Source organism: Synechococcus sp. R6-5 (assembly GCF_047461775.1).
In the GTDB taxonomy this organism is placed as follows: domain Bacteria; phylum Cyanobacteriota; class Cyanobacteriia; order Thermostichales; family Thermostichaceae; genus Thermostichus.
Genome location: NZ_JANSHV010000377.1, coordinates 1 through 611, shown reverse-complemented (window position 1 = coordinate 611; position 611 = coordinate 1). Strand labels below are relative to the sequence as shown.

Below are 611 nucleotides of genomic sequence, written 5' to 3'. Positions count from 1 at the left end.
GTCCCGCCGGCAGGATGGCCGCCGCCTGCGCCAGCAGGGTCTGGCAATCGGTCCAATAGGCCTGCGGATGCGGCTGCTGGGCGGGCCAGCGCACCCAGGCCAACGGCAGCGCCCGGCCGCGATACCACAGCGCCGCCACCAACGTGCGCACCACATCGCTGTGCCCGCTTTCGTCGACGATCAGCCAGACCCGCTGGTCGGGACGCAACCGCTGCAGCACCCGGCGCACAACCCGCCCGTCCATCGGCGCCGCTGCCCCCAACTGGGGATCATTCACAATGCGGCGCAGTCGGCGTTCGTGACTGGCCGCCTGGGCGGCGCCCAGCGCGATGTGGGTCTGGGTCGTGGCGACCCGCCGCAGGACGACCGTCCCGGCCAGCAAGACGCCGACCACGAACAGCGCCAGCCGCTGGCGGGTGGCGCGCGGCAACGGGTCGTCGCCGGCGCGCAGCAGCGTCTCGACAGCATCGGTCAGGTGCGGTATGCTGGACATGAGTCTGGCTCCTTCTGCGATAATTGGTGGTACATCTATCATAGAAGGTTCCAGGCTCACTGTCATGTCCGACCAGGGCCAAGGCCGCAAGCGCTCATCCGTTCTGTCCGCCCCTAAA

The 611-nt window shown here is 69.2% G+C and carries 1 protein-coding gene; it reads right to left on the bottom strand.

Annotated features, from left to right (window positions below; translation table 11 throughout):
* A partial coding sequence (locus tag NW818_RS13845; protein ID WP_414424884.1) for a hypothetical protein occupies positions 1-493 on the bottom strand: 493 nt, incomplete at its 3' end.
* Between the last annotated feature and the right edge of the window lie 118 nt (positions 494-611).